24 protein-coding genes and 1 riboswitch are annotated in these 22518 nt (G+C 36.5%); of the genes, 13 read left to right on the top strand and 11 right to left on the bottom strand.

Features of this window, described 5'->3' with window-relative positions; all coding sequences use genetic code 11:
• Positions 1 to 116: 116 nt before the first annotated feature.
• Positions 117 to 1013 carry a 4-hydroxy-tetrahydrodipicolinate synthase gene (dapA, locus tag AC1DIV_RS23920; RefSeq protein WP_477577513.1) on the bottom strand — a complete coding sequence of 299 codons (897 nt, stop codon included), beginning with the start codon at positions 1011 to 1013 and terminating at the stop codon, positions 117 to 119.
• Positions 1014 to 1148: 135 nt separating this feature from the next.
• Positions 1149 to 1327, bottom strand: a riboswitch (Lysine riboswitch).
• Positions 1328 to 1693: 366 nt separating this feature from the next.
• Between dapA and AC1DIV_RS23915 the strand changes: the two genes are divergently transcribed.
• The 3 genes from AC1DIV_RS23915 to AC1DIV_RS23905 are packed head-to-tail and all read left to right on the top strand — an operon-like array spanning position 1694 to position 5361.
• Complete coding sequence (locus AC1DIV_RS23915) at positions 1694 to 3169, top strand: spore germination protein (protein WP_340877678.1); 1476 nt, start codon at positions 1694 to 1696, stop codon at positions 3167 to 3169.
• A gap of 21 nt (positions 3170 to 3190) precedes the next feature.
• Positions 3191 to 4276 (top strand): GerAB/ArcD/ProY family transporter, encoded by a 1086-nt coding sequence (locus tag AC1DIV_RS23910; protein WP_340877677.1) that lies wholly within the window; start codon positions 3191 to 3193, stop codon positions 4274 to 4276.
• Complete coding sequence (locus tag AC1DIV_RS23905) at positions 4273 to 5361, top strand: Ger(x)C family spore germination protein (RefSeq protein WP_323599029.1); 1089 nt, start codon at positions 4273 to 4275, stop codon at positions 5359 to 5361. Before AC1DIV_RS23910 ends, AC1DIV_RS23905 begins: the two co-directional genes overlap by 4 nt.
• 642 nt (positions 5362 to 6003) lie before the next feature.
• On the opposite strand, the gene AC1DIV_RS23900 is transcribed toward AC1DIV_RS23905, so the two are convergent.
• On the bottom strand, positions 6004 to 6495 hold the full coding sequence (locus AC1DIV_RS23900) for a hypothetical protein (protein WP_340877675.1): 492 nt from the start codon (positions 6493 to 6495) through the stop codon (positions 6004 to 6006).
• Positions 6496 to 6695: 200 nt separating this feature from the next.
• On the opposite strand from AC1DIV_RS23900, the gene AC1DIV_RS23895 reads away from it, so the two are divergent.
• Entirely contained in the window at positions 6696 to 7487 is a 792-nt protein-coding gene (locus AC1DIV_RS23895) for a phosphotransferase (protein WP_340877674.1), read from the top strand.
• A 335-nt stretch (positions 7488 to 7822) separates the two neighbouring features.
• On the opposite strand, the gene AC1DIV_RS23890 is transcribed toward AC1DIV_RS23895, so the two are convergent.
• Genes AC1DIV_RS23890 through AC1DIV_RS23880 form a run of 3 tightly spaced genes read right to left on the bottom strand, consistent with a single transcriptional unit; the run spans position 7823 to position 10045 of the window.
• A complete protein-coding gene (locus AC1DIV_RS23890) occupies positions 7823 to 9097 on the bottom strand; it encodes an FtsW/RodA/SpoVE family cell cycle protein (RefSeq protein WP_340877673.1) in 1275 nt (424 codons plus the stop codon).
• Positions 9094 to 9513 (bottom strand): PadR family transcriptional regulator, encoded by a 420-nt coding sequence (locus AC1DIV_RS23885; RefSeq protein WP_340877671.1) that lies wholly within the window; start codon positions 9511 to 9513, stop codon positions 9094 to 9096. The genes AC1DIV_RS23890 and AC1DIV_RS23885 overlap by 4 nt, the downstream gene beginning before the upstream one ends.
• The gene (locus AC1DIV_RS23880) at positions 9503 to 10045 is read right to left on the bottom strand and encodes a sigma-70 family RNA polymerase sigma factor (protein WP_445670139.1); all 543 of its coding nucleotides are present in this window, start codon (positions 10043 to 10045) and stop codon (positions 9503 to 9505) included. Before AC1DIV_RS23880 ends, AC1DIV_RS23885 begins: the two co-directional genes overlap by 11 nt.
• A gap of 348 nt (positions 10046 to 10393) precedes the next feature.
• Here AC1DIV_RS23880 and AC1DIV_RS23875 point away from each other — a divergent pair, with 348 nt between their 5' ends.
• Entirely contained in the window at positions 10394 to 10927 is a 534-nt protein-coding gene (locus tag AC1DIV_RS23875; RefSeq protein ID WP_340877669.1) for a DinB family protein, read from the top strand.
• A 317-nt stretch (positions 10928 to 11244) separates the two neighbouring features.
• Here AC1DIV_RS23875 and AC1DIV_RS23870 read toward each other — a convergent pair whose 3' ends face one another.
• The 4 genes from AC1DIV_RS23870 to AC1DIV_RS23855 are packed head-to-tail and all read right to left on the bottom strand — an operon-like array spanning position 11245 to position 13973.
• A complete protein-coding gene (locus AC1DIV_RS23870; protein WP_340877668.1) occupies positions 11245 to 11535 on the bottom strand; it encodes an antibiotic biosynthesis monooxygenase family protein in 291 nt (96 codons plus the stop codon).
• Between the two features lie 15 nt (positions 11536 to 11550).
• Complete coding sequence (locus AC1DIV_RS23865; protein WP_340877667.1) at positions 11551 to 12006, bottom strand: heme-degrading domain-containing protein; 456 nt, start codon at positions 12004 to 12006, stop codon at positions 11551 to 11553.
• Positions 12007 to 12020: 14 nt separating this feature from the next.
• Positions 12021 to 13208: an MFS transporter gene (locus tag AC1DIV_RS23860; protein ID WP_340877665.1), complete on the bottom strand. Its 1188-nt coding sequence runs from the start codon at positions 13206 to 13208 to the stop codon at positions 12021 to 12023.
• A 33-nt stretch (positions 13209 to 13241) separates the two neighbouring features.
• On the bottom strand, positions 13242 to 13973 hold the full coding sequence (locus AC1DIV_RS23855; protein WP_063594845.1) for an IclR family transcriptional regulator: 732 nt from the start codon (positions 13971 to 13973) through the stop codon (positions 13242 to 13244).
• 444 nt (positions 13974 to 14417) lie between these two features.
• Here AC1DIV_RS23855 and AC1DIV_RS23850 point away from each other — a divergent pair, with 444 nt between their 5' ends.
• The 4 genes from AC1DIV_RS23850 to AC1DIV_RS23835 all read left to right on the top strand — a co-directional run bounded on the left by AC1DIV_RS23850 (position 14418) and on the right by AC1DIV_RS23835 (position 16506).
• Positions 14418 to 14975: a hypothetical protein gene (locus tag AC1DIV_RS23850; protein WP_063594844.1), complete on the top strand. Its 558-nt coding sequence runs from the start codon at positions 14418 to 14420 to the stop codon at positions 14973 to 14975.
• Between the two features lie 113 nt (positions 14976 to 15088).
• Positions 15089 to 15652 (top strand): MOSC domain-containing protein, encoded by a 564-nt coding sequence (locus AC1DIV_RS23845; protein WP_340878590.1) that lies wholly within the window; start codon positions 15089 to 15091, stop codon positions 15650 to 15652.
• Between the two features lie 166 nt (positions 15653 to 15818).
• A complete protein-coding gene (locus AC1DIV_RS23840) occupies positions 15819 to 16304 on the top strand; it encodes a helix-turn-helix domain-containing protein (protein ID WP_340877664.1) in 486 nt (161 codons plus the stop codon).
• A gap of 4 nt (positions 16305 to 16308) precedes the next feature.
• Positions 16309 to 16506, top strand: coding sequence for a hypothetical protein (locus AC1DIV_RS23835; protein ID WP_340877663.1), 198 nt, complete (start codon positions 16309 to 16311; stop codon positions 16504 to 16506).
• A 296-nt stretch (positions 16507 to 16802) separates the two neighbouring features.
• On the opposite strand, the gene blaI is transcribed toward AC1DIV_RS23835, so the two are convergent.
• A complete protein-coding gene (gene blaI / locus AC1DIV_RS23830; RefSeq protein ID WP_318293158.1) occupies positions 16803 to 17183 on the bottom strand; it encodes a penicillinase repressor BlaI in 381 nt (126 codons plus the stop codon).
• On the bottom strand, positions 17164 to 18975 hold the full coding sequence (locus AC1DIV_RS23825) for a BlaR1 family beta-lactam sensor/signal transducer (RefSeq protein WP_477577511.1): 1812 nt from the start codon (positions 18973 to 18975) through the stop codon (positions 17164 to 17166). The genes blaI and AC1DIV_RS23825 overlap by 20 nt, the downstream gene beginning before the upstream one ends.
• Before the next feature lie 230 nt (positions 18976 to 19205).
• Here AC1DIV_RS23825 and bla point away from each other — a divergent pair, with 230 nt between their 5' ends.
• The 4 genes from bla to AC1DIV_RS23805 all read left to right on the top strand — a co-directional run bounded on the left by bla (position 19206) and on the right by AC1DIV_RS23805 (position 21797).
• On the top strand, positions 19206 to 20153 hold the full coding sequence (bla, locus tag AC1DIV_RS23820; RefSeq protein ID WP_340877661.1) for a class A beta-lactamase: 948 nt from the start codon (positions 19206 to 19208) through the stop codon (positions 20151 to 20153).
• Between the two features lie 231 nt (positions 20154 to 20384).
• Positions 20385 to 20786 carry a DUF6157 family protein gene (locus AC1DIV_RS23815; protein ID WP_340877660.1) on the top strand — a complete coding sequence of 134 codons (402 nt, stop codon included), beginning with the start codon at positions 20385 to 20387 and terminating at the stop codon, positions 20784 to 20786.
• A gap of 141 nt (positions 20787 to 20927) precedes the next feature.
• Positions 20928 to 21353 (top strand): hypothetical protein, encoded by a 426-nt coding sequence (locus AC1DIV_RS23810; RefSeq protein WP_207118140.1) that lies wholly within the window; start codon positions 20928 to 20930, stop codon positions 21351 to 21353.
• Positions 21354 to 21590: 237 nt separating this feature from the next.
• Entirely contained in the window at positions 21591 to 21797 is a 207-nt protein-coding gene (locus AC1DIV_RS23805; RefSeq protein WP_289351021.1) for a DUF6366 family protein, read from the top strand.
• The last annotated feature ends 721 nt before the right edge of the window (positions 21798 to 22518 follow it).

Below are 22518 nucleotides of genomic sequence, written 5' to 3'. Positions count from 1 at the left end.
TATTGATTCTTTAAATATAGTGTAAATTCTTCCACCTGAGTCGTACATGGATAAAAAAACAGTGCATTACTTTCGAGTATGCACTGCTTTTTAAAATTTCTCCAGAATCATTCGTTTTATTTATTTAACAAAATGGCTTCTGCGTTACTAGGCTGCAGAGCTGTTTGCAGTGTTCTTTTTTCTTCATCGTTTAAAGGGACCAATGGTAAGCGGACACCTCCAACATTTAATCCCCGCATATTTAATGCTGATTTTACTGGTGCCGGGCTTGGTGCAGCAAATAATGCTTTCATGATTGGAAGAAGTGTACGATGTGCAGCGGCAGCACCATGGACATCACAATTTTTAAAGCTATTGATCATTTCTTGCATTTCATTGCCAATTATGTGTGAAGAAACCGAAACGATGCCTGCTCCACCGATGGCTAAAACCGGTAATGTTAACCCATCATCGCCGCTGTATAAAGTAAAATCACTAGTTGTTTTGCTTATGATTTGTGCCATGGCATCCAAGTCACCACTTGCTTCTTTTACTGCCACGATATTGGTGATTTTTGAGAGGCTGACAATCGTCTCCACTGACATGTTTACAACACTTCGACCTGGAATGTTATAAAGCATTACCGGTAATGAAGTGGAATGGGCAATAGCGCTAAAGTGCTGAAATAATCCTTCTTGAGACGGCTTGTTATAGTATGGGGTAACGAGCATGATTCCGTCGACTCCTGCTGCCTCCGCTTGCCTTGTCAAGCTGATGGAAGCTCTCGTGTTATTTGAGCCGGTTCCAGCTATGACTGGAACTCTTCCATCAACAACTTCTACAACAAATTTGAATAAATCCACTTTCTCTTCTTGAGTTAATGTAGGGGACTCTCCAGTTGTACCGGCTATTACTAATCCATCAGAACCATTAGCAATTAAATAGTTTACTAAAGTTCTCGTAGCATTAAAATCAACCTCTTCATTATGATTGAACGGGGTAACCATTGCGGTTAAAACTTGGCCAAAATTCATAACTTCACACCCTTTTGTATAATTTTTTAAAAATATTCAGAGGTGGTTAGGGCCATTCAGGAGTAAACGCAAAAAAGCAACAACGAGGATTCGCTGCTGCATTAGAAACAATATTTACCAAGAAAATGTTTCCGCGCATAAGATAGCCCTCCATATAGTTTCCTATATGACAGTCCTGTATTTATTCAATAGCAGAACCAGCTTCAAGAACATGAGATTCTTTCCGCTTCGGCAAATTCCCCTTTCCACAATAGTCATAGGATCTCATTCTCCTCAAAATGTGTACTAATGGTCTTTGCTCCTCTATCCTCACTTCAAAAGATTCCGAAGTAAGAAAATATTTAATTGATTGTAATATAACAGGGAATCCATTCTGTTGCAAGCCTAATTATGAAGTTTTTTAAGAATGCTAGAAATCTATGGAAATGGCTAGAGTATTGGGGTGGATTCATCTTTATTCGTTATAAGTTGAATAAATATTTAATGGACGAGGGTTCTAAACGAGGGAGTAGTAGAAAATACAACTCCCCTTTTATGATTCTTTTTTATTTATTCGATTAAAACTCAAATTACAGTTGGCCACTAATTTTAATCGGTAATTTCAACTAAGTATTCGTGCGTATAAAAACCTTCAATTCGTAAATAATATCCATATCTTACAATCAAAGGAGTGAAGTCTATTGAAAAGATATTCATTCTTTAAAAAGCAAGAAATTCATAAATCTACAGACTTCACTGATGTACTCAAACATCTGCAAAAGTCCAAGGACTTCACAAGCTTTACACTCGATTTTGAAAATGAAATATACTGTGTATCTTTTTTCGATACATTAATTGATAAAGATATAATGCATAGGGACCTCCTTCCTTTTTTACATACAAATTCTTCAACTCTGGAAGAGCTTGTACACAACTTGCCAATAGAGGGGCTTGTTTTTACAAAAAATCCTGCTGAACTACAAAGTCAGCTGTTAATGGGTTATATAGCCATTACATTAAATAATCAATCTGATCAAGCAGTTTTAGTTAAAGCAGCAAATAACACTTCGAGGCAAGTTACACTGCCAGAGGTAGAGTTCAGTGTTGTCGGTCCGAAAGAGGCACTGGTCGAATCACTTGATACGAATATATATTTAATCCGAAAACGGCTTCCAATTGCAGAACTTGCTGTTGAAGAAATTATTGTTGGGAAGTTATCCAAAACAAGAGTAGCTGTGATTCATATAGAAGGAATTGCAAATAGCGAGAATGTAGAAACCGTCATACAGCGCATATCTGATTTAAGGGTTAACCAAATAATTGATAGCTCCTATATTTCCCAAATGATTGAAGATAATAAAAATTCTCCTTTTCCTCAATTTATCGATACGGAACGACCTGATCGATTGGCTGCAGTACTTGGAGAAGGCAAAGTAGTGATCTTGGTGGATGGAGCTCCACATGGCTTACTTGGGCCCTCTACATTCTTTGAGTACTTTGCGGCATTCGAAGATTATTTTCTCAACTGGACAATTGCCTCATTCTTTAGGCTTATTCGTTTTTTTGCTGTATTGTTTTCCATCTTAATGACCCCCATATATGTCGCAATTCTCACCTATCATTATGAGTTGATCCCAAAGGATTTAGTCAGTACGCTTGTGATTTCTCGTAGCGGAATTCCATTTCCACCGATTTTAGAAGCATTAATCTTGGAATTAGCCATCGAACTTCTCAGGGAGGCAGGAGCTAGACTGCCGACTAAAGTAGGTCAAACAATAGGTATCGTAGGTGGTATTGTTATTGGGACGGCATCTGTTGAAGCAGGGCTGACGAGTAATGTATTGTTAATTCTTGTTGCATTGTCGGCTCTTGGTTCTTTTACTACACCTGTTTATCAAATGGGTAATACCATTCGCTTAATTCGATTTCCTCTCCTACTCATGGCTTACTTTTTAGGATTATTGGGTATAGCTATCAGTTTTTGTTTTTTGCTTGTGCATTTACTGAGGGTAACTTCCTTAGGGAGGCCATTTCTTGAACCATTATATCCGCCAAGGATTTATGATATGCGGGATGCCTTGATTCGTTTACCATTTTTTCTTCAGGCTAAACGTCCAATTGAGGTTCAGACGGAAGACACCGTTCGGTTAGAACCCAAGGAAGATACTAAAGACTAAGTGAGAGTGGAGGTTTCTTACATGAACGATAAAAGTGATCAAATCTCGCCTTTTCTAGTCTTCTTTTTAATCGTTAAAATTCAGGTAGGTGTAGGGGTCCTGGGATTTCAAAGGATAATCATTAAATCTGCTGGCCATGATGCTTGGATGGCGGTCATTATAAGTGGTGTAGTCTTTTCATTGGGTATTTGGGGTATGTACAACCTATTAAATCGGCACGATATGGACTTAATAGGCATACAGAAACGACTTTTTGGAAAGTGGCTTGGCGGTTTACTAAATATCATTTGGATACTGTATTGGCTGATGGTGGGGATTTCTGTTTTAAGATCCTATCTTGAAATCGTTCAATCCTGGGTATTCCCCCAAATTAACACATGGTTGGTGACCTCCATATTTGCTTTATTAATTTATTATGTGGTTTTAGGTGGGTTTAGAGTGGTCGCCGGTATTTGTTTTTTAGGGATCAGTATCCCTTCTTATTTAATTCTAACTTTTTATTTCCCGCTGGAATTTACACATTTTCGCAACCTATTGCCCATATGGGATCATTCTCTTAAAGAAATGGCCCTTGCATCTAAGCAAATGTCATATAGCTATTTAGGCGTTTCCACTTTAATGATGTATTATCCATTAGTTAAGCATCGTAAAAGTTCACAAAAGTGGGCGCAACTAGGAAATCTTACTTCTGTTTTCCTTTATTTATGCCTAACGATCCTGACAATAGGGTATTACAGTGAAGGCCAAATCAGTAGATATATTTGGGCAACTTTGTCTTTTTGGGGAATTGTACAAATGCCTTTTGTTGAACGGTTTGAGTACATAGGAATCGCTACATGGGTCTTAGTTTTAGTACCTAGTGTATGTCTCTATATGTGGGTTTCGGCAAGGGGGATTTCACAATACTTTAAAATGAAGCAGAAAACAATTTATGCTCTACTATTAATTTTATTGGTTGTGATGACAAATCTAATTAAAGGCAGGGGAATGATTAATCAATTTGTGGATTACATTTCAAATTTAGGATTGATTTTGGAAATTCCTTATGTCTTATTTCTGGTTTGTTTATCTACTGTCATATCAAATAAAAAGGAAGATAAAAAATGAAAATTTTATTCGCGAAATTGGCCCTGATACTTCTTTTAATTAGTGTTCTCTCAGGCTGCATGGGGGTGGAAAGCAAAGTTCTCGATGAAATAAATTTGGCAACAGCCATCGGATATGATTATGTCGATAAGACTCATTTCGAAGCTATCGCTGTAACACCTCTTTATTATCCTGATAAAACCATTAAAAATATTACCTTTAGTTCGAAATCATCACTTAGTAAAGACGTGCGAGATGAGATGAATCAGCAATCTGAAAGACCCATATTTAGTGGGAAATTAGAGGTGGTTTTATACGAAAAAAGGCTTGCGAAACAAGGGATATTCTATCTAATTGATACATTAATCAGAGACCCTTCAATTGGAACTACTTTAAAACTCGGCATTGTAGAAGGGAGTTCAAAGGGTGTGTTAAGCCCGCAGTTTGGCAACATAGATAAAGGAATTTATTTATCTAATACAATTGAACAAAATATAAAAATGGGTATGTTGCCTAGAACTAACCTCCATCTTTTTTTGTATGCTCATTACTCTGAAGGAATGGACCCATTCTTACCTATCGTAAAAGCATTGGATGGGAAAGTTTATATTAAAGGAAATGCCATGTTTAATAGTAAAGGGGAATACGTGTATCAGACTAAGAGCCGAGAAAATGTTATTTTCAAAATGTTATATGAAAATACAACAAGCAAGGAAGGGTTCTCTACAAAAATTGAAGGGAGAGAATTTGCTTCCGTCAACAATATAAAAACAAAAAGGTCTTATAAGATTTCAAAGCCGATGACAGATACTCCTATAACGATCGATCTCGAGATAAAGGCAATATTGCGAGAATATACCGGTGATGAAGTAACTCCTAAAATGATTAAAATTATAGAAGATAAAATGTCCAAAGATGTGAAGGAACGCTCGGAAAATTTAGTGAGGAATTTTCAAAAACTACATGTTGATCCCCTAGGGATTGGCGAACAAGTACGAACGAGGACTAGAAGCTGGGATAAGAAAAAATGGGATGAAATTTATACTTCTATCCCGATAAATGTGAATGCTAAAGTTGAAATTTTAGAATCGGGCGTTGTGGAATAGGAGTAAACTGAGTTGCGGTTTGGGGAAATAAAGCGACAGGAGTTCTTCTTTATAAAAAATGAAAAATTCCGGAGTTGATTTGTAAAATATTAGCATCATTTACAGGGTGCTTTTTTTTGCTGAAAATTATTTTATAAATTATCTGGATGTTTTACTTTAGTATTAGTCTCAATTGAGCCTAAAAATCACGTTTAAATTAATACGTTTGGAACGTTTACTTTTGCGACGCTAATTAAAGATATAAAAAGCTCTGCCTTGCATTTCAAGCATCTGCAGACTATATATCTAATATTCTAAAAATCCCTTGAATCACCACTAGATTTTGCTAAAAAAGCAAGAGACGTAATTAGAGAATTAAAAGTGTAGTCATACCATCCGAGACAAGCTTTACATCAAGGAGATTTACAATCCCCCTGATGTTCTCTTTTTGCATATCATGTTTCTTATTTATTTCCTGGAGCAGGCTAAGTAGGGGGCGTGCGTTTATGACACTAACAAAACAGCAAAAAGACAATTAATAAATTAATTGCCTTTTTTTATCCTGCTTGGAATGGAGAAGAATATGAAGGAGTCATTCAGAACTTCCTGACCCCCGTCTCCCATAGGGGAGTTTTTAATTTTTTCCCAATCCTCTATAAAGTCTTAAGCATTAAACATCGGTTGCGTTGTAGCGGGACAAATCGTTTTAACGGAACAAATAGATGAAAGGCTAATAGTGAAATTACCCATTGCTCTGTCAGTAACTATCACTTGTCCGGTAACAGCATCAAAACTGCGTAACTCTACAAATATAGGTTTAAATGGTTCAGCGGTTGTAGTGAATCCAATGATTGAACCTATGGTAGAATTTCTTAAAAACTCACTTATTTGTTGTCGGGTCTGACATGCTTGTCCGATTGGCGAAAATCTTTTTTGTTTATGCCCTTTGTCCTTTGCTTTATCACAGCAGGATGACTTATCACAGCAGGATGACTTATCACAGCAGGATGATTTATCATGGCAGGATGATTTATCACAGCAGGATGACTTATCACAGCAGGATGATTTATCATGGCAGGATGATTTATCATGGCTGGATGAATTATGACCGCAGAATGGATTATGACGGCATAAAAAATCATTACTTAAATTCATAAATATCACTCCTTTTTCTACTATATATATGAGATAAAACAAAACATGCTTGTACAAATTTACTAAATTCCCGGCCTTTATCGGATCCGTCTATGAATATTTCTAAGTAATGTTTTGTGAATCGTAACTGTCTATAAGGCAGTTACAAACAGGAATTGTTTTACGTGTTATAGAAAGTCATATTAGGGAGGGATCCATAGATGTCAAACCTTGATAATGAAGAAATGCTAACAGGAGGGAATGTTTCTGAAGTTTATCGTTCAGGAGATACTGTGCGACGGGAATTAAAGCCTGATAGTCCCAAGATTCATAAGCTATTAAAGCATTTGGAGAATAAAGGTTTCAGTTATGCACCAAAGTTTTTAGGTATTGATGAAAAAAGAAGAGAAATATTATCATTTATTGAAGGAGAAGCTGGTAATTATCCTTTAAAGGAATACATGTGGTCAGATGATGTCTTAATGGAAATAGCGAAAATGCTCCGTCTTTATCATGATTCTGTCAGTGATTTTTCATTTGATGACAGCTGGCAACCGATAGATAACACCCCACAACAACCTGAGGTGCTGTGCCATAATGATTTTGCCATGTACAACATTATTTTTAATCATAAAAAACCAATGGGTATTATTGATTTTGATGTTGCTGGACCTGGTCCAAGACTTTGGGACATAGCTTACACACTGTATACTTGCGTTCCCTTAAGCAGATTTCATCTTTCTGAAGCAGGTGAGAAAGTTTATTACCATTCATTACAGCATGGCACCCGTATAAAACAAAGAGTCAGATTGTTTCTTGAATCTTACGGTGAGGGAATAGAAGCAAACTATTTGGAAATGGTATTGCTGCGATTAGAAGGGTTATGTAAAACAATTACAAGAAAAGCCAGTGAAGGGGACATTGCTTTTCAAAAGATGATAGAGGAAGGGCATCTTGAACATTATCAAAACGATATTAATTTCATTCGGAAACATGGAAAAGAGTGGATGTAAGGGTGGGTTATTGTTTAATTAACGGGTGCTTTACACAAGAAAAGAATCCATTTCGATCAAACTTTTTTCAAAATGGATTCTTTTTATTTACGTTAATATGTGGTTCAGGAGAGGATTTTGATCAGTCTTGATTCTAAAATTACACATGGATCTTAATTAGTTCTATATTTTTATAAATGGACTTATGATCATTAATCAGCACCTATATATTCAACTCTAAGGGGATTTTTCACCTGATAATTATCCTCATGATTCATCGCATCTTTGAAAACTTCATGCCTTTGCCCTTTCCTGGTTTCTTCAGAAAAGAGAGTACGAGCTACAGAACCATATTCTCATATTTTCTTCATCCGTATCATATCTTTTTTGTGATACACACTTAAAACCAGACCAAACAAGAAGGCGTTGATCATCGCTGATAATGCACCATAACTCATAAATGGCAGGGATACGCTTATTATTGGTAATAAGCCGAGAGACATTCCGATACTGACAGTTACCTGTGCAGTGAATATGGCGAAACTGCCAGAAACAAGCATTTTCCCAAATGGGTCTTTCACCGTTTGGAATATAAGGGAAATTCGCCAGATCATCCATAAAAACAGCAGACCAATGAGCAATGCCCCGGTCCAGCCAAGCGTATAGGTAATGGTTACAAAGATGAAATCCGTCATCATTTCATTAGAAAAATCAAATGCTCCAAGGGAACCAAAATGGCCAAACCATCCGGCATCCTCAATTAGCCTTTCTAGTTTCAAATATATATACCCCGATGTCTCACTGAATTTTTCAGGCGTAACGAAGGCAAAAAGTCTCTCAAATTGATAGGCCCTTATATTTTTCAAGGATATAAGCAGAAGTGAAACACATGTAGTAAGCAGGACCGCTGCAGTGATAAGGATTTTCCTTTTATTTAGTCCGCTCTTCCAGACCATGACAGCGACCATCAATGAATAAAGCGCCACCGCCTGCAAGTTGACTGTAACCATAAACAAAAAGGCTGAACAAATGTATAAAATGGCAGCCAAATAAACATTCATCTTTTTTGATTGCAGCATTCCGGCCCAGGCAAGCAGTAAAAGCGGCAGAACCACATTAGAATCGACCGAAAATAAACCCATAATATTAATACGAGGACTGCCGTTCACTAAAACATTGGAATAATGGAACTGAACAAGAATCAGACATCCTATCGTAAAGAAAGCCCAGCCCCATCTCTGAAGTTTCCGATAATCGAAAAAAAGAAGGACACAGGCCAAAATGACACTTCCTGTGACAGAATATACCTGCTTCAGCACGGAAAAGGAATTACCATTCTTAAATAAGAACCAAAACAAAAACAGACCCGCAGCTGACATGAATAGAAACATGCTCATTAGCTTCCAATCAACCTTCGGCCTGTGCAGCTTGTCCATCTTCTGTCCAATGTCAGCGGGACTTCCCATTTTTCGGACAGCCAGTTCCTCTGCTTCATCTTCTGTATATCCTTTTTTGACAAGTTCAGTTTTAGCTTGATGCAAATGGGCCTTTAATTCAGCTTCTATATATTTTTTTGCTTCTTTTGATCGGATATATGACGAAACCTCATCTAAAAAATGATTGCTTCTCAATCGGTTCCTCCTCCTTCAAGCGCTATCCGCCAACGAGCAGAGGCGGAACCACTTTTAGATTCCTTTTTCTTTAGCCACTTTTTCGCACGTTCATCCAAGGAATAGAGCTTTCTTTCTTCCGTTTCCCAAAAAGACTGGATCCAGCCTTCCTTCTCAAGCTCATGCAAGACAGCATATAAGGAGCCTTCGTTATTTTCAAATTTCCGGATGCCTTTCTGGTAAAGAGATTCGTTAATCTGATAGCCACTTTTCTCCTCATCTAATGATCTGAAAATACCATTCAAAATGTCTTCACTACTCACATCCTGCTTTTCGATGGCAGTATGGATGGAGTGTCTATGGTTTTCCGTGAATTTTAAATCACGAAATGTATGCTTTTTCATAGCCGATTTCAAACGCGCTAATTTATCTTCCATCGGTGGATTCCTCCCAATAGGTTTTTAACCTTCTTTTCGCCTGGCGCATCCTGGTCTTCACCGTTCCCAGTTTGACTCCGGTAATTTCAGAAATTTCCTTGAGCTTCATTTCCTGAAAATAATGGAGATAAATAAGCTCACGATACTGGATGGGCAGCTCCATAACTGCAACAGCAAGCTGCCTGTCTTCATCCTGCTGAATGACCTCTTCTTCCACATTATCGGTAGAAGTCCAATCTTGCTCCTTTTCCGCAGTCGAAACTTTTCGGAAGTACCAGCTTTTCCTATAATCCTTACAATGGTTAATAGCAATTCTCCAAAGCCACGTCCTTATATTTGATTGTTGGTTATACGTGGGCAGAGCCTTATAGCATTTGATGAAAATCTCCTGTGTCAGGTCCTCTGCAACAACTGCATCTTTTACATAGGAATAGACCAATTGCAGAATATCCTGGCCATAAAGGGACATCATTTCATCAAGTAAGGATTCGTCATCTTTCTTTTGAGACCATTTCAACACAAACTCCTCCAAAACAGTTCACACTTCCTTCCCTAGATATATAGACGATAGTACTTATATGAAGGTTTTCTTTTTTTAAAAATTATCCCTTTGTTACTATGGAGTACAACTGAAAATCTTGAAAACATATTAAGAATCAGAACAGGAATAGTAGAATATATCCTTCCCTGACAAAATCCAATCAGAAAAGTTAAACCGTTTATAAACATGATAAACCGAAATCACTACTTTCTTGAATAGGAGAGAAGGGATTATTTGTAAGTGAGTCGAAGTTAATGTAAGAAGATGTTTAGTTTAGCATTTGGACGTACTACTCAACATTAGAGAGAAAGAATAATTATAAAGAAAGCGGGAGATCTATTGGATACAAAAGAGGTATTGAAGCGATTCGAACAGTTGTCTGCATACTATATTGAAGAGTTAAGTAAATATTCGCTGGATGAGTTTACGAGAAAGCCTTCTGAGGATGAATGGTCATTAGGACAAATGTACAATCATTTAATAAAGAGCACCCTTCATCTTCATTTGAAAGCCATTGAACAATGTGTTAATGGCGCTACTTCCGATGGCGGTGAAAAAACAGAAATAGGCGAATCGATTTTCAAAGAAGGGACGTTTCCCCCAATCAGGTTAAAAGGTCCGGATACACCGGATTTCACACCGCCAAATCCTACAGGCAAAGAAGAAGTAAAGGAAGGACTGCTTCAAATCGTTGAGAAAATGCAAAAGATAGAGAGAAAGCTCTCTGACATTCCGGCCAGCCAGAAAGTTCAGCACCGGAGAATGGGATATTTAAATGCAAAGGAATATTTTCAGCTAATCGAAATGCATTTCCGGCACCACTTACGGCAAAAAGAACGTATCGATCAGTTTCTTTTAAAAGTAAGTAAGTAAGTAAGAGGAACGAAAAAAGCCCAATTTCTCAATTTTAATGCTGAGAAATTGGGCTTTTTAATATTGGAATTTTCCTTAACGTTATAAATCCCCCTTATAGAACTAACGGGGTCCTTTAGCTAAAGGCCGGAACTGACATTAAGGCAGTTTATTGTTATAGAGGGGCCTTTGTTATCGAGATTACACATAATAGAGTTTTATCTATAACGCACTAAGAGACATTGATATAGTTCTTAACGTTTTAAAATCGTCAAATCCCGACGTTACCCCTATTAGATAAAGTAAGAGCCTGGCTATAACTAGCCAGGCTCTTATTATTAATCATGTTCTATATAGTGCAAGACTTTTGGGTGACTATCAAAGAAGCGTCTAAGCATTGAGTCCCATTTCCTGAAGTTAGCACTCCCCACGAAACCATCCAGATGATCTTCTAAACCATTCCAATGAACAACGAGTATAAAATGAGTTGGCTTCTCCTTATTTCGAAGCAGTTTGTGAGATAAGTGCCCCTCAGAACTGCTTAAAATGGGGAATGCTTTGTTAATTGTCTGTACAAATTCTTCCACTAACTCTTCTTTGATGGTTAACATCGCATGTTCGATAACCATTCGCTCATTAACTCCTTATTTTTTTAAGAAACGTTTTACTCCCTCGACAGCATAATCATGATCAAGTTGAGGTGTAAGCCCTGCTACTGTTACAGTTCCAATTACGCCTACCCCTTTAATACGAATAGGGAAAGAGCCGCCTACAGCTTGATAGTCTGATGATTGAAGAAGGGAGCTTTCATCATGAGTCGTACCTTGCTCTTCGAATCTTGCTCTAATATAATGGGAGCTTCTGTTGTAATGATCCACTATGCGTTTTTTTCGATATAGCCAGAATACATTTTCTTCGGATGTACCATCCATTAGGTGGGTGAATAAAGGTACTCGATTACGTTCAATATGAATAGCTACTGCTTTATTATTTTCTTTTGCATAATCAATTAATGTCATGCCCAGATTTAGAGAATCTTCATTTGTAAATGTATCAAATTGTAAGTCGTTTTCTACGTTATCAAGTTGTTGTAAGTTCATAAATAAACTCTCCCTTAAAATAAATTTTGTTTTTTATCTAATTTATAATTCAGTACGGATAGAAGAAATGCGAATGCCACCATAATGGCACCAATCCATGCCGTATCTAAATATGTTAAATGGTCTACTGCTACACCACCTAAGGTAGATCCTGCAGCAATCCCTACATTGAAAGCTGATATATTTAATGCAGAGGCAATATCTTTTGCAGAAGGTACTAATTTTTCAGCAAGCGTTACAATGTATGCTTGAACACCTGAAGACATCATAAATGCAAATAAACCTAACAAAATAATAGATATGATACTTAATCCTTTACTAGGTAGTAGTACCATTTGTAATATAAGTACAATACCTTGGAATAAAAATACAAAACGTAACGATTTAACAGGATGCTGGTTTGCCAATTTTCCACCTACTATGTTTCCAATTGCCACGGCAACCCCATAAACTAAAAGTAACAATGAAATAGATCCTGATGAATAGCCACTAATTTCTTGGAGAATAGGGGCGAGATAGGTAAACAATGCAAAGGTTCCACCAAATCCTAGGGCAGTCATTAATAATGCGAGTATTATACGTTGATTTTTCACAAGTTGCCCTACATCTTTTAGAGTAGGGGGATTTGTTTGTCTGTTCACTTTATCAACGGCAAATACATTTACAATTAGTCCAATAATGCCGAGTACAGTTACCGCACCGAATGTAGCGCGCCAACCAAAGTGTTGTCCAATATAAGTCCCCATTGGAACACCTGCTATGGTTGCGACTGTTAATCCTGTAAACATAATTGAAATAGCTGTTCCTTTTTTGTTTTCTGGTACGATATCGGCAGCGACTGTAGCTGCAATAGCAAAAAACACACCATGAGCGATAGCAGTAATAACCCGTGAGATCATTAATATTTCATATGTTTCGGCAATGACTGACATTGCGTTACCCAATATGAAAATCACCATTAAGATGAGTAAAAAGCCTTTTTTAGGAATGCGCCCTGTAATAGCTGTTACAATCGGAGTTCCAACAGCTATAGCTACTGCATAACCAGAAATTAAAGTACCAGCTTTTGTCACAGAAATAGATAGATCATCAGCGACAGTTTGAAGTAAGCCTACAATTACAAACTCGGTTGTTCCGATAGCAAATGCACTAATAGCCAAAGAAAGTAAGGCGATATATACTTTTGTTGACATTCCTTTCATATTTACCACCTCTATAATAATGATGTTTTTCCATCAAAGCATTTTCGATATACGCAAACTACATTGAATAAGTTTTTTACTTAAAGCTTTATCTAATTTTTTATTCAACCGAAGGGCTGGACCAGCTATCGCAACTGCTGAAATCATATTTCCCTCAAAGATGACAGGAGCAGCAATACAGCGTAAACCTATTTCTGTCTCTTCGTCATCTACTGCGTATCCTTGCTTACGAATGACCTTTAGGTGTTCTTTTAATAAATGTAAGTCTGCAAATGTATTTTTTGTATTTTGCACTAATGTTAATTCTTTAAGGATTCTTTCGAGCTTGGTTTTGTCTAAAAAGGCTAATATGACTTTTCCTAGAGCGCTTAAGTGGACAGGAGCCCGGTCACCAACCTCTGAGTGTGCCCTCATAGAATGATGGCCGTCAACAACTTGTGCTGTGACTACATCCGTTCCATAAAGGATTCCAACATAGGCCGTTTCTCCAACTTCTCTACTCAATTCATGTAATGGCGGAACCGATAACCAATTCGCTTTTGAGTTATAGGAAGTGGATAAAGATCCCATTTTATTAGTAAGACTATAGGAATTATCAATTTTTTTGACATAGCCCATTATTTCAAGGGTATATAACAAACGAAAAGCCGTTGATTTATTAAATGAGAATGTTTGTATTACGTCGCTAAGTGTCATAGCTTTTTCCTGTAAAGCATCTAAAATTAGAAGTCCTTTTTTCAGTGTAGCTACTTCGTATTGCTTCAATGGATTCACCTCTCTTTCTTACGTTGTTCATAATAAAATGTTGAGAAATAAAAATCAAAAAATGAATAAAAGTTTCTATAATTGAAACAAATCCTTAAATATAACGATAGTATTTCGACATTCACCTTTTTAGATGTAGTATTCACAAAATATGAAATGAATTATTTATCTTGTAGAGCAGCGAGGAGAATTACACAGGAGATATTTCTTAAAGAAAACAATTCAAATAGGAAATTTATTGTGGTAGCCGTCAGCTACTATTTCCGTTTTTCTTTAAGCTATCGTGTTGTATCTGGGTAATCGGCTTGAAAATTTGCTTAGCGTTGTAAATCCGCATATTCCTGACTGTACTCCTTATAGACTATAGTGGCAGATTAGTTCAACAAGGGTAATTCACAATTTGTATAGAATATGTAGAGTGTATGTACATTTGAAGGAAATGAGGTGGCGGCTATCTTAAGGAAAATTCTTTATTTATTGTTTTTGTTGGTATTGTTTCTTGGTTTAGTTGCTTGTAACAAGGCTGCGGTCAATGAAAAGGGTGAGGAAAAAGAGGGGAAACCTGTTAAAGAACAAAATGTGGTCAATGTAGAAGAGGCAGAAAAATTATTTAAAGATTATAGTACAGAACTATATACCATTAAAGATCCATCCAATCCCCCAACTTTTGATGAAATCGCAGAAAATATTAAAGAATATTTATCAGAAGAACAATATGATGCAGAAATCGCTAACCGTAAATTTCAAATACCAGAATTGGTATCCAATCAAATTAATAAAAGTATTGAAGTACAAGATGTGAAACTTGAAGAACAAAGCAAAAACGATGATGGAACAATAGATTACTTATATACAACGAAATTTAAAGTTTATGACGAGAACGAATCTAAGATTTATGAGAAAGAAGGAGAACTAACCATATCCACTACAAATAATGAATTGAAAATCGATCGAGATTGGAGTAGAGGAGTGAAAATTGACGGTTTAGATGGTGGACTTTAAGAGCTTATAGAACTAACGGGGTGCTTTAGCTGAACTTTAAGGCAGTTTATTGAGAGGGGCAGGATAGTGGCATAAATATATCAAATATAAGTATTAGGGGGAGTTGAATGAAAATGAATGACGAAAAAATGGGTTCGGCCAGTGGAATAGTTATCGCTGTAAGTAAAAGTGATAAACACACATTCAGTAAGGAAAATTGCAATAGCATAAAACTGTTGAAAGGTTTGGGCGTTGAAGGAGATGCCCATTTAGGTAAAACCGTTAAGCATCGTTCACGTGTAGCGGCTAACCCCAATCAACCTAACTTAAGGCAAGTTCACCTAATTCACTCAGAATTATTAGATGAATTGAAGGAAAGGTTTAATGTTGCAGCTGGACAAATGGGTGAAAATATTACGACAAAAGGTATCGATCTGCTTGAATTACCGAAGGATTCGATACTGTATATTGGGGAAACAGCAGTTATTAAAGTAACAGGCTTGCGAAATCCCTGTGCCCAAATTGATCAATTTAAATCTGGACTAATGAACGCTGTTTTAGACCGGGATCAGCATGGGAACTTGATACGTAAAGCAGGAATCATGAGCATAGTTTTGGAAAGTGGTGAGGTTCACCCCGGAGACCAAGTTAGAATTCAATTACCGCCCTTACCTCATGCACCACTTGAGAGGGTTTAATGTTTTCTAACAAAACTGTTTTTATTTTATTTAAAACCATTAGGGGGTTGCTGAGGCAGCCTTTTTCTTTGTGTTTTAAAGTTGCTTTTTATTCAAAAAGGGTATTTTTTATTGAAAAATAATACTTTTAGTGTAAAATTACACTAAAAAGGAGTATTTAGTATATATGGAAAAAGAAGAGTTCATCAATTTAATATCAGAAAAAATGAAACTTGTCCGAACAGAACAAGGTTTTTCTCAAGATAAGATGTCTGAAATTCTAGGAATTTCAAAAAAAACACTAGTTCAAATTGAAAAAAGAAGAACAGAAGCCAATTGGACCACCGTTGTTGCATTTTGTGCTTTGTTTAATCATAGCGAATTGTTGATATCATCAATAGGTGACAATCCAGTAGATTTTGTTCAGTTAATTGCTAGCAAAAATGGTGGTACGCCTAAAGAAAAAACAATGGGTGGTAAGATATGGTGGAAAGAAATCGAGTATAGAGAGGATTTTCGATTGCAACAAAATTTGATTAGTAACCATTACCGCATATTGGATCAATATGATTATCGTTGGCATAGTTCTTTTAATAAAGAAGAGAGTTTAAGTCGTTTAAATGAATTACAGGAGGCGGGGACTATCGAGATAGACAAAGGTACAGGAATGTGAATATATGAAGAATAAGATTTTATACACAATTTTGATAATCAGTATAGGGTTTAATTTGTTTTTATTTGGTAGATGGTTTATTTTTGAACAAGCGTATGAACCGTCGGAAAGTGAACAGGTTATTTTAAGTGAAATGGTGCTGAAAACAGTTGAGAGTAAAGAGTATAAAAAGTTAGCAGAAAAAGAGAATATTATTGCTTGATGCAAACATGGATAAAAATAAAGGTGGAAAGTTCCCCTACTATTTTGAAGTAAGTGTCCGTACTGACATACAAACTTATCTGTTTGCTTGCAGTAATGAACAATGCTCAGAAATGGAAAGCGCAGGCACGACTTATTCTCGATATAAAGACGAAGATCCCCGAATTCCATTTGAAAAATAGAGAAAAGTCAAAAATAACTCAAATAAAAGAAAGCCTCCTTCCTTACATAACAAGGATTGAAGGCTTTCTTTATTCTTATAGGTGTTTAATTTCCAAATCGACTTTTTTAATAGGGTTACTTTTTGGGTTTTTTATTTAAAATAGTGCGTAGTTCATTGATATCATCATCAGATAGGGTATCTTCGTGAATGAATTGGACAAGCATGGATTTCATGGCCCCTCCATAGATACGGTTGATAAATGATTCGGTCTCTGCACGCTGGCACTCTTCCTGTGAATAGAGCGGGTAAAAGGTGTAAACTCTTTGATCTTTATTGACACCTACTACATCTTTTTGAACCAATCGATCGAGAAGGGTCCGTATGGTTTTCGGTTTCCAATCGGTACTTTCCTGTAAGGAAAGTATGATGTCATTCGCTGTTTGAGGGGCTTTATCCCAAAGTACGTTCATGATTTCCCATTCTGATTCTGATATACTAGGAATGTTTTTTTCCATATTTCTCCCCTTCATTTTCATTATAGATTCCTAACTCTTTTAAAATTGATAAAGTGATTTCTCCCGCTTTGCTTCCAGAAGAATCATCTTCATTTTGTATATTGGTAGCAAAGAAATAAGTGTTGTTCTTCGTCTCTACATACCCGATAAACCAACCATTGATGTTTTTTCCATTCACTGCTCCTGTGCCTGTTTTTCCTGATAGGCGAGCTTCTTCATTCTTTTCTAAGAGTAGTGCCTCCTTCACGGCTTGGATATGCCTTTCCTTATATCCAAATTGATTGTTATAAAAGGCTTGCAGCAGTTGGACTTGTTCGACTGGAGAAATTTTTAATGAGGATTCGTTCCAGAATTCACTTAATTCCCCAGATACATCGGAATTTCCATAGTTTATCTCTTGTAGATTGGATTGAATGGTTTCAAATCCTGTTCTACGATCTAATTCTTGGAAATACCAGTTTACAGATTTTTGTAAAGCAGATGAGACATCCTGATCCATATTCCAAGCTTCATAGGGTTGCTCCGTCCCATCCCATGAAAGTTTGGATTCTTCGGGTGATATCACATTTGATTCTAGAGCAAATAAGGCACTATAGATTTTGTATGTGGAATCAGGTGATATCCGCAAAGTGCTTTTCTCTTCATTATAAATGCGATATTGCTGTGCGTTATGATCATATAAAACAAAGCTTCCTTCATACCCTTTAAAGAATTGATGTAAATCCTCATGAACTACTCCGTCATTTTTAAAATAGTATCGGTCGTTTTCCGTCGCAAATGCGGAAACGAAAGGTAATTGGATTGTCAAAATGATACTGGCCAACACATAAATGAAGACGCTTTTTCTTATTGATTTTTTTGCGGAATGCTTATAGGCAGAAATTTGTTCAATTCGTTTTTTGATTTGAAGCTTCGAACCGTTTAATTGTGTCACCAACTGTAGATTACTTGATCGTTTTGAAAGATCCAAAAAATTAATGATAGTATTTCCATAATCACTAATGGAATGATCATCCAGTAACTGTAAAACAGATGTATCACATGCGATTTCCCGATCCAATCTCATTTCTCTAAAAGCAAGCCAAACAAGGGGATTAAACCAATATATGATTTGATAGAACAATATCACGTAATTTGTCAGCAAATCCTTGTTTTTATAGTGATTCAGTTCATGAAGAAAGATATACTCGTAATTTTTCAAGCTAAGCCAGTTTTCATGCTGAGAAGGTAAGACGATATATGTTTGAAAAAGCCCGAATATCATTGGAGATTGGACTCTATTCGAAATAACAATCTCTATTGGTTTTTTTATCTGTAGTCTTTTCTTGCATTCTTCGAAAAGCACGAGAACTTCTTGATTGGAAAACGGAGAAGAATAATTCTTTATCCTTCTGATTGTGAGCCATCCACGAACCATAGTAAAGGTAAATAAAAGCATCCCTGACATCCATAAACCCATCACTCCCCTATTAAGTAAGGACAGGTCCGGCCGATTGACCGATACAGAAAAGTCTTGTATGAGGTGTAGGCCCTGCATCATATCAGTCCCGGTTTTTTCCATATTAGAGCTGGGTGCATTAATCTGATTTATATCCCCGCTGCTAAAGAGAGAACTAAAATTATATAAATCAGTAGGTATGAATGGAAGTGCTAAAGCGATAAAAAGAAACATCCACAAATGATAGTGCCATTTTGCTGTTAATTGTCTTCCAAACCATTTTCGTATAAGGAGGATAACAGTAACGGAAAATGAAGACACCAATAGACCTATTATAAAGTAGGTTAAAAACATGTCCTTCAATACCACCTCTCTTGACTTTTAAATTTAAAAAACAGGTATATAGCAAATTTATAGTGGCTTGATGGTAAAAAAATAAAGAATTGACTTTGTTTGATTACATATGTAATACTATACTACAGATGTAATCAGACTACAAACGTAATCTGTTAAAACTCCTTGCATGAGGTTGTTTTTACAATACGTACATAAGAGTCTAATCAAATAATTAGGAGGTTTAAGTTATGAACAAAAGATGGTTTTATCAAATACTGGCACCAATAGGCTTGGTGCTTATGGTTGCAGGCTGCTCAGATGAGGAAAAACAGGTTGTACAACAAGCGGAAACAGAACAAACCGGGGGAACTAACCAAACATCGGAAAATATTACGGCAAAAGAAGCCGCAATCAAGAAATTTGAACAACTTGAGAAGGAATATGATGCAAAGCTTGGGGTCTATGCCATTGATACAGGAACGAAAGAAACCGTGGAATTTCATGAGAACGAACGATTTGCGTTTACATCTACTCATAAGGCTCTGGCTGTAGGAGCACTTTTACAACAGAAATCGATAGAAGACCTTAATCAAAGAATTACCTATACAAGTGAGGATCTGGTTAATTATAATCCGATAACCGAAAAGCATGTTGATACGGGGATGACTCTTAAGGAGCTTTCTGATGCTTCGCTTCGATACAGTGACAATACTGCTGGAAACCTTATCCTTGAACAACTGGGGGGACCGGCTGGATTTAAAAAAGTACTGGAGGGAATTGGAGATAATGTTACCAACCCTGAGCGAATTGAGCCAGATTTAAATGTAGTTAATCCTGGTGAAACGCATGATACGAGTACACCAATAGCACTTGCTACTAGTCTTCAGGCTTTTACATTGGGAGATGCACTTCCAACTGAGAAACGTGAACTTTTAATAGATTGGATGAAGAGAAATACTACTGGAGATGCGTTAATTCGTGCTGGAGTGCCGAAAGGTTGGGTAGTGGCTGATAAGACTGGAGCAGGATCATATGGTACGCGAAATGACATTGCGATCATTTGGCCATCAAAAGGAGATCCTATTGTTCTTGCTGTACTTTCAAGTCGTGATGAAAAAGAGGCTGATTATAACGACGAGCTTATTGCTGAGGCAACAGAAGAAGTAATTAAGGCCCTTAAAGTCAAAGGTAAATAGAAAATGATTGTACTAAAAAAGGTTACGTTAAGTAGCCTTTTTTGGTGGATTAATTCCTATAATGATTGTTATGGTGACCCTTCTTCAACTCCCTTTAATGAACGAAAGCCTTTCATCATCTGTATTGCTATGAGACATAACGAAGCGACGCTTTTTTTATAGAGCTAAAGGGGCAGGATAGCGGAGGGAAATAATGGTATTGTATAGTGTGTAGACTAAGGAGGTTGTTATATGAGTTATAAGAACACACTTATTACCATTTCAGAGGATTCAAAAGTTTCTTCAGCAAAGGTACCTGTCATCAAAAACGGTAAACTCACTATTGCTTATATCGAGCATGATTTAATTAACAATAACCCCTATAAATTTACACAAGAAGACGTCCAATTCAAAACATATTTAATCAAAAATCAATTGGAAGCGGAAAATGCAGCTGAACTTCGAGAACAGTTCTTTTCAAAATCCAAGGCTTGTTTCAGGGCTTCTCCTTTAGTGAAAAATTATGGTTGGGGAATTCATTATAATAATCAAGGGAAAGTTGCGATATATGATGTTAACAGTGAAATGTATAACCAGTTGCTTAAGCAAGATGACATTACAAAACTTAAAGGCATGCGCTCCAAAAGAAAATAGATGCAGGATCGTTCAAAACGTAGTGACTGGAAATGTAAAACGATGAAGATGACGCAACCAAAAGATGTTGAAGCTAAGAAGGTATAGTCATTTTTAATCATTTTAATAATCAGTTTATTCTGATATCATAAAAGGGATAAAATGGGAGGAGGAAATAACATAAAAAACTTATTTTCAATCTTAAGTATGTTTGTGTTAGTTCTGGTAGGTGGAATGGTATTAGGTAATTCTTCTGCACAAGCAAGTGTTCCTCAGTATTCTTTTCAAACAGAAGATGGAAAATGGGATGGTGAAATTGGAAATCCTAACAGAGGTAGTGACTTACAGGTAGAACTGGTTTCCCCAATCTATTTAAAGACTTCTTCCGGAAGTAAGTTGTTGACTAATTATAGTAACATATGGTCCCGTCTCTGCAATGCCAGTACTGGAAAGTGCACAGGCTATCATAGCTTAGCTGGTGGAAAGACATTATTCACAGATATGAGAGTTGGTAAATTTTATGTAGATGTGAAAGATGGATACTCTTCTGGAAGAGTATCTGGAAAACTACAAATTGTTTTCAAATAATATGTAATACTAGCTACCCACTCTTAATGGGTAGCTTTTTATCATGAAAAGATTTTATAGGTATTTTTGTATAATTTATTAAAAGCTCCACCGCTGCCCTTTTTTTCAGAAAAGAAGTGAAGCTAACTGAATTGACTAGCACGATCACAAACGCAACAAAGGGTACGGGCCATAATACTACAAGATACAGTAAATAACTAAAACTTCAAATAGAGGTTTTCGTAGGGGGTGCTTAGTTTGAACAATCACCATGAAACGCCTGAGGAAAAAAGAGAAAGGTTAAGACAAGAAGAACTTAAAAAAAATCCAATAGGCACATTAAAAGATGGATTTAATGGAAATGGTAATCTAGCAGACTTAGTTGGCAGTTTAGGTTGGAAAGGGACGGGAATATTAATTGTTGTTTTAATAGTTGGATATGTTTTTTATAAACTGTTTTCTTAAAAGAATTTACTTAACCTTCTTCAACTAATGGGTGCTTACTGCCTTATTAGGAGCTGATCAGCAGTTCCTTTTCTAATTGAACTATCCGGGCAGGTTTGCTGAAGAAGGATTGAAACTTTATTAATTTAGGAATCGTATAAAAGAGAGTAATACGGGTAGGAAAGGATAAGGGATGATAAATAATGGAAATTTGTAGCGAATGCGGCCACGAACTTACGAAAGCCTATATTTCTGGAATTCAAGGAGAATTTCAGATAAACAAAGAATCAAGAGGTTTTTTCACGGATAGTCCGATTTACAGCAAAGTATCTCCTAGGAATATAAGTTAATGGAAATGCCCTTTCCAGAACTTATCTCAGAATTAGCGGTAGCACCTTTATATATTTTAGTGGTAATAGTGTCTATTTTAAATGTAATACTAAATAGAAAAAATAAAGGATGTTTTAATTTTTTCTTGATAATGGGTTCTTGGGTTTACATTTGTATATATTTATTAGCTCTGTATTTCTTTTTCTTTGGAAAATAAATAGTTAATCCACTAACAGGTGCGTTTGCTGAAGATCAGAGCTGTCTTAAGGCAGCTTTTTCTTGTGTGCCAGGCATGGCATCTATCTAGGTGGTGAAAGTCCACTGTGGGGGTACACATCGACCAACCACTAAGGAAGCGCAAGGTACTTATCGTGAGGTAAGGGCTGGAGGAAGCGTGGAATAAAATCTTGGC

It is taken from the genome of Peribacillus sp. 05N428, from assembly GCF_056397085.1.
The sequence above is the reverse complement of the archived record's forward strand: the minus strand, read 5'-3'. Positions and strand labels throughout refer to the sequence as shown.